Consider the following 8,254-nt stretch of genomic DNA (forward strand, 5'->3'; position numbering starts at 1 on the left):
GTGAGATAGACGACATAAAGCCATCGACAATCGAATTAGCCAGATCTTCGCCGGCTTGTTCCATACCAGCCTTGGCAGCATCAGAGAGCTTTTCGCGGGCAAAAAAGCTCTTTCTAAACTGGAACTTCTTAAAATTCCCTTTTTACACCTCTCTCAAAGCAAAGATAAAACTGCCAAAACACGTGAGAGTCATCTAAGGATAATTGCATGAGACCATAACAGCTATAAACAGACTCCAATATTTGTATCATATTATTGTAACGATTTACTTACGTATAAAAGAAGAAGATAAAATTGTAATACAACTAAAAGTTCATACGGTTAATCAAGAGAAATTATATAGCATCACAAAACATCAATTGTTTGAAGATTATAAGTAAAAAATTGATCAAAATAAAAAGCTTTTCTATGAAAAAGAAAAGAGTTGCCCATGAGTAGATATTATAAACTCTAACAAAGGGCATAACTTGATAATTATACCGCAACAAACTAATAGAAACAGCCTTCTTGATAATTCTGGACAACATGTGCTAGCAAATTATGAACACACCCTTGACAAACTCCCCTTTCTTCAAAGATGAAAGCCTAAAAAGAAAAAATAGAATAACAAACCATTATTCTGCTTTGTATTAAAGCTCAGTTCACATTAAACCATTGCACTTATAGCGTATAACCTGAAATCTTAACAGCTTTGAAAAAGATATAAAAAAGATGTCTGATTTTTCACTCTATTCCTAAGTAACATTTAGACACTCCTACTGCTCTTCAAGTCCGCACATATAATACGTTTTTTCCCTCATGCTTTAAGACAAAGAAACAAATCCTATTATAACTTACTGCAACTTGCCGAAAATTGGGTGTCTTTCCCTATAACACCAAGATCTTTAATTAAAAGCGGTTTTCCTATTTCTCCATTATAGGCTTTAACGTGAATGGTCTTGCCTTTCACATCTATGAGGTAATAATCTCCATTAAAAAGCGCACCAGCTATATAGATAGGGATATTTCCAAAAACCTTATCATTTTTCGCACGGCAATAAGACTGATAATGCGTGTGACCCACGAAGATTGCTTTAACATTATGAGAGGTAATAATTGACTTAAAGACCGACAAATCTTTAGCATTCTTTTTACGAATAAAAAAGGATTCACCATCAATGGAAGCAGCACGCGCATCATGAAAATTAATGATTGTCACTTTACCTCTTGCATCAGCAGCAGCTAAATCATTCCTAAGCCAATCTAAAGATTTATTGATTTGCACTTCTGTAGACTGCCCCTTCAAACCAACCGTATAGCTTGGATAATTGTGAAGCTGCACATAGTGAACATCTCCATAATCCCAAGAATAACTCAAACTCCCCCTTATCGAGCGAATATTTCCACCCGAAATGGGAACCAAGCTTTCAGTAACATCTGCATTGAAATGCGATAATTGACTACGGTATTTTTTGATTTCCGATACCATTCTTGAAACTGCACTTATAGCACAAGCATCTTTGTAAAAACTGAATTCTTGAGGATTTGTACAATTACCAACATTATTGGCATAATCGTGATTCCCTAGCCCCTCATAGACAGGTGCTCCAAGAGTTTTATAAACATTTTCATAATCATCATAGTTTTTTTGTTGTCCAAACTCCGTCAGATCACCATTGACAATATGGAATGCAGCCTTGTGCGCTTTTATCACACCAGCAACCTGCTCATTTATCTTTAACCATGGCTCTCTGTTTGATATTCCATTGGCATCACCAGAGTTTAAACGCCACGGTTGCGGATCAGCCATAATGATAGCAGTATAATTTTTTGTAAGAGACTTTTCTTTCATCGACCAATCCATGAATGCATCATGATAAAGCCTCTTGTCTCTTTTTATTTTTTCAGCATCAAGATTAAAACAACCAGAGAGAGTAAAAGCAATCACGGTGATTACCAATTCAACTTTATATCTCATAAACCTATCGCCATAAAAACGTTACATATTATTTATATTAAAAAATTCCTCAGAAGCAATTTTTTAGATTTTATTGTCAAAAATATGTCAAAAATTCGAAATAACGAAAGCAATAATCCTTCAATGAAGGTGCACTTTGATGATATAAAAGCACTGTTGATTTCAAGCCTTCAACTTGAAGCACCTTCATTGATTAAGATTTATAAGCTTGGGCTCTGGCTCTTTCAAATGTCATCGATACATCAACAGCTTATAAAAACTTAGTCGTATACTATTAAAATATCCCCAACAGGAGAAAGAATGTATTCTTATACTAGAGCACCCAACTCCTTTGGATATCAAGATCAAATATATTAGAATATTATGATAAATAAGGTATAACTAATCAAAAGTGCTAGCAATAGTGTTTGAGTATTACCGTCATCACTTACTTTGACAAGTTATAAAAATGCAGAAGTATTACAGAAAATACTATTATTACTTTATAAAAAAATAATATAACTTATGTAATTATTATAATAATATTTATAATTTCTATAATATAGATTTACAATAAATTTAATTATATAATATAAATAATTACAAACACATTGTGTGTTAAATATAAATTAATACAAATTTAATATCATTTGTTTTTTAATTTTGACAAAAAACCAAAAATATCTTACCAAATAAAGACAATTATCGAAATTAATAACAACTATCCATTTTCACTTCTTCTTATAAAGTTCGCGGGGAAATGAATATTTGGGGACTCTCATAAGGAGAATACTAGTGTATAAAACATCCCTTTTATCATGCACGGCTGCGGCTGCTATCATCCTATTCAACATCCAGTTCAGTGCACATGCTGAAAATCTTAGCGTTGCCAACGAAGAAAAAGATATATCCGGAAAAACGTACGAGACTATTTATGTAAAAGACAAAGGAAAAATCACCGGCAGTACTGTAACTGTAACTGGAAATGAAAACACAAATACAGACACAGGTAGCGATAAATATGTTGTAACAGTTGAAGGTGCTAACAGTGCGCTTGAATTAAATAGCTTAAATATTCAAGGCACTGATTCTGATGTTCGTTTCGGTATTTCTGTAAAAGACGGCGCTAACATCAACCTGACCGGGGGGAACATTACAGCTTCTCAAACTGGCGTTTATATTGACGGCAGCGATAAAAATATACTGCAAAATGTAGTGATATCAAATAATAAAAATGAAGTTTCTCAACTCATTGGAGTGCAATCAGATAATGAAAGTAACATCACTTTAACAAATGTAAGCGTTACGCACGCAGAAGTTGGCATACTCGCAGATAATAATTCTCGAATCAACGTATCCGGAGGATTATTCGAGGGTAGAATGGATGGTGTATATGCTATGAGCGGCACCACCATTACTGTAAATGGCGGTACTAACGTTACCTCATCTAATGGTAACGGACTTCATGCCATCGATGAAAAGAGCGAAATCATAATGATAGGAGGAAGCGTAACTGGAAAAGATGCAGCATTATCTGTAGACGAAGGTGGTCATATTAAAGTCACGGGTGGTACTCTAACAGCTAAGGAAGATACCACAAGTGCACCTACTACAGAAGGGGATAACCCTGCATATAATAAGGGTACTAAAATTGAGAGTGGATTCGGCGCATTGTCTCAAGGTGAAAACAGTGTGATTGAATTATCTGATACAAAGATCAATGATGCGACAATCGGGTTAAAAACACAAGAAAGTGGCGCAATCGCAATGACTGGGGGAAGCATTACAGCGTCCAAAGTTGGTGCATTCTTTTTAGATAGCAAGAGCAAAGAAAACGAACTGAAAGATGTAGTGACATCAAGTGGGAAAGATGATGCGCCACTAATCAATGGAATCAAGGCAACTAACAGTAATGTCACTTTAAATAATGTAACAGTGACGCAAGCACAAACTGCCATAGATGCATATGATTCCACAGTAAAAGTTTTAGGAGGATCATTTGATGCAGAAAAAGCAGCAATATTTGCTCAAAACGGCGGCAACATCACTTTAACTGGCGGTGCAAAAATTACATCATATAACGATGCTGGACTCTATGCGGAAGGTTCAAAGTCCATCATCGAAATGACAGGAGGGAGCATTACAGCGAAAGAGGAAGCAGTAACGACAACATACGGTGGCCATATTACTGTTACAGATGTCACCCTAAAAACAAATGGTGATGGACTTGGTGTCGCTTCTGATGACCTTGGTAGCATGATTGAATTACTTGGAAAGACAACGATTAGTGATAGTGCAATCGGGCTTCAAGCACAAAACGGTGGTGTAATCAAGATGACTGGGGGAACCATTACAGCTTCTGCAGCTGGTGCTGGCTTCTTAAACAGTAACAGCCGTGAAAACAAACTAGAAAATGTGACAATATCGAGTGGTAAAGACGATGCGCCACTGAACTTTGGAATAAAAGCAGATAAAGGTACCGTCACTTTAAAAGATGTAACAGTGACTCAAGCAGCCGCCGGTATATTTGCAGATCATGATTCGACAATAACAATCTCGGGAGGATCATTTCATGCACAAAATACAACAATATCTGCTCAAAACGGCAGCGCCATCACTTTAACAAACGGTGCAAAAATTACATCATCTGATGATGTTGGATTATATGCAAAAGATTCAAACTCCTCCATCACAATGATAGAAGGAAACGTCACGGGAAAAGCGAGTGCTTTGGTTGCTGAAGATGGTGGTCATATTACTGTTACAGATGTTACCCTAAAAACAAATGATAGCGATAAGTCATTTGGTGTATTTTCTAATGGCGCAAATAGTGTAATTGAATTGCTTGGAAAGACCACAATTAGTGGTAGTGCAATCGGGCTTGCATTCCAAAATGATGGCGCAATCAAGATGATTGGAGGAACCATTACAGCTTCTGCAGCTGGTGCTGGATTCTTAAACAGTAACAGTCATGAAAACAGACTAGAAAATGTGACAATATCGAGTGATAAAGACGATACGCCACTGAACTTTGGGATAAAAGCAGATAAAAGTACCGTTACTTTAAAAGATGTAACAGTGACTCAAGCAGCCGCCGGCATATTTGCAGAGAATGATTCGACAATAACAATCTCGGGAGGATCATTTCATGCACAAAATACAACAATATCTGCTAAAAGCGGCAGCACTATCACTTTAACCAATGATGCAAACATTACATCATCTGATAATGTTGGACTCTATGCAGAAGGTTCAAAATCCACCATCACAATGACGGGAGGAACTGTCACGGGGAAAGGTAATGCATTGGTTGCTGAAAATGGTGGACATATTACTGTTGCAGATGTGGCTCTAACTGTCACAGATGTGGCTCCAAGTGACGACTATATATCGTCTGGTGTATTTTCTGTTGGTGAAGGCAGTGTAATTGAATTACTTGGAAATACAACTATTAGTAATAGTGCACTCGGGCTTCAAGCACTAAACGATGGTGCAATCAAGATGACTGGAGGAGCCATTAAAACTTCTCTAGTTGGTGCTGGCTTCTTAAACAGTAACAACAGCGAAAACAAGCTAGAAGGTGTAAAGATATCGAATAGTAAAGACGATGCGTTACTGAACTTTGGAATAAAAGCAGATAAAAGTACCGTCACTTTAAAAGATGTAACCGTCATGCAAGCAACCAATGCCTTAGTTGCAGATGATCACTCGACAATAACAGCCTCAGGAGGATCATTTCATGCACAAAATACAACAATATCTGCTCAAAACGGCAGCGCCATCACTTTAACCAACAATGCAAACATTACATCATCTGATAACATTGGACTCTATGCAAATAGTTCAAACTCCACCATCAGCATGACGGGAGGAACCGTTACGGGGAAAGGTAATGCATTGGTTGCTGAAAATGGTGGACATATTACGGTCACAAATGTGTCTCTAAATGTTACATATGTATCTCTAGGTGACGAAGATATATCGTCTGGTGTATTTTCTAATGGCGAAGGCAGTGTAGTTGAATTGCTTGAAGGAACAACGATTAGTAATAGTGAAATTGGACTTACAACAAACGATGGTGGCGCAATAAAAATGACTGGAGGGACCATTAAAACTTCTCTAGTTGGTGCCGGCTTTTTAAACAGTAACAGCGGTAAAAACAAGCTGGAAGGTGTGAAGATATCGAATAATAAAGACGATGCGTTACTGAACTTTGGAATAAAAGCAGATAAAAGTACCGTCACTTTAAAAGATGTAACAGTGACTCAAGCAGCCGCCAGTATAGTTGCAAATAACCACTCAACAATAACGGTCTCAGGAGGATCATTTAGTGGACGTGATGTAGGAGGAAGCGCCGAAACCAGCAGTACGATTATCTTAAAAAACAATGCTAACATTACATCATCTAATGGCGAAGGACTCCTTGCAGACGGTTCAGGATCTAAGATCATAATGACGGGAGGATCCGTAGCCGCGAACAAAACAGCGTTATTCGCAATCAACGGAGGGCATATTGATGCCACAGATGTTGCTCTAACAACAGAGGGAAAAGGAAGCGGTGCATTTGTAAGTGGCAATGACAGCACAATTCAATTGCATGGTGATACAATAATTAACAATACTTTGGGCGGCCTTGGAGCAGTTAACGGTGGTAAAATCATTAGCGAAAACTTATCGATAATCGGTGGTGAAGCACTTGAAGGCCCCGACAACGAGCGCACTGGTATATGGACATCGGACTCTGGTAGTGAAGTTAGGTTAATGGGCAAAACAACCATTCAAAATGTTGATGAAGGTTTTTATGCAGACGGTGGAAGTAAAATCATTAGCGGAGATTTAACAATAACTGGTGGTGAAAGTAAACAACAAACCGTTGCTGTAAACGTTGCGGAGTCTGATAGTGCAATCGAATTAAATGGTAAAACAATCATTCAAAATTTTGATGTTGGTCTTTTTGCAGGAAATAATAGCACAATTAAGATGACGAATGGTTATATTGGAGCAGCAGAGAATACAATAAAAAATAAAATAGAAGCAAAAAAAGTTGCACTATGGGCGGCAGCTAATGGACATATTGATCTCAAAGATGTTTCTGTAACAGCAGGAATCAGCGGCTTGCAGTTCTTAGCTCTCCCTAATACCAAAACCGATGAATCAAATGATCCGCAAAAACATCAAAATAGTGAAATCAATTTAACCAATGCAGATATTCACGCTGAAAATGGTACTGGAATTTTCATTGGAGCTTTCACTAACGATAACATTGAAGATATTCCAACTTTATCAATCGGTACAGCAAATCTCAAAAATTCAGAAATCCATGCCGATGTATTGTTAGGAGATGGTCTTTTCGAAGATCCAAAATCTTGGAAAAATGACAATTATTGGAACAATAAAGAGGTTAAAGCGATCTCCAATGGCACCTTCACCTTAAGCGCTGATCATTCAACTTTAGAAGGCAGAGCAAATATTTCTAAAGACAGAAATGTACGTTTTGATCTAAAAAACAAGACAACATGGACACTAAAGACCAGTACAAAAGAAAAAGATGATGATGGCAATCTGCTTGATATCGCTCAAAGATCTCGTTCTGATATTTCCACGCTTAATCTCGATAACAGCTCTATTGTTTTTGATGGACTGGTAGAAGATCATTATCACACATTGCATATAGGATCTGGTAAACCAGACACGCAAGAAGTCTACAACGCCTCTGGTGACGCAAAGATTTACTTCAACATTGCTTGGAGTGATGGCGTAGCAAGTGCCGATCAAAAAACCGATAGACTTCTGATCCACGGTGATGTCTCAGGCTCCACAACAGTTTATATCAAAAGCGATTCAGGAGATGAAAGTAGTGTAGTCAATGCTGCTGATCCTTCCAATATAGGTGGCCTCTCGCTCATTCAAGTATCTGGAAAAGCACAAGAAGACTCTTTCAAACTCGTAAATGGCTATACCACAAGAAATCGTTTGCCTTATAAATATACGCTAACGGCCTATGGACCAGAGTCAAGCCACGGTACAGCCGATGTTGCACAAAGCCTCTTTGATGAAAAGAATGAAAATTTCTGGGATTTCCGCTTACATAAAGAAATTCTTGAAACAGATTCTGGTTCTGGTCCAAGTGTGATCGTCCCTGTAGCACAAACGGCCAGTTACTTAGTCATGCCAAATGCTCTCTTCTATAGTGGATTAACCGATATGGCTAAACAAAACGCGCTTTTAGCCAATATCAGAACATCTGTCTTAGGAAAAGAAGAGGAAAAACAAACCGGTTTCTTCCTCTATACTTACGGAAACACAGGAACCTTATCT

General features: G+C 37.6%; 2 protein-coding genes. One reads left to right on the plus strand and one right to left on the minus strand.

Translation table 11 applies throughout. The features are described 5' to 3' along the window. Positions 1-826: 826 nt before the first annotated feature. Positions 827-1,957 carry a metallophosphoesterase gene (locus tag ACFINR_RS08745; RefSeq protein ID WP_375654103.1) on the minus strand — a complete coding sequence of 377 codons (1,131 nt, stop codon included), beginning with the start codon at positions 1,955-1,957 and terminating at the stop codon, positions 827-829. 774 nt (positions 1,958-2,731) lie between these two features. On the opposite strand from ACFINR_RS08745, the gene ACFINR_RS08750 reads away from it, so the two are divergent. Then, positions 2,732-8,254, plus strand: a 5,523-nt coding sequence (locus tag ACFINR_RS08750; RefSeq protein WP_375654104.1) for a beta strand repeat-containing protein, incomplete at its 3' end; no start/stop codon positions are given.

The organism is Bartonella sp. AP19HLJMH, assembly GCF_042196245.1.
Taxonomy (GTDB): domain Bacteria; phylum Pseudomonadota; class Alphaproteobacteria; order Rhizobiales; family Rhizobiaceae; genus Bartonella.

What these genes read in the sequence shown, in the direction of transcription:
- ACFINR_RS08745 (WP_375654103.1), bottom strand. Translation starts at nt 1,957, where the DNA reads ATGAGATATAAAGTTGAATTGGTAATCACCGTGATTGCTTTTACTCTC.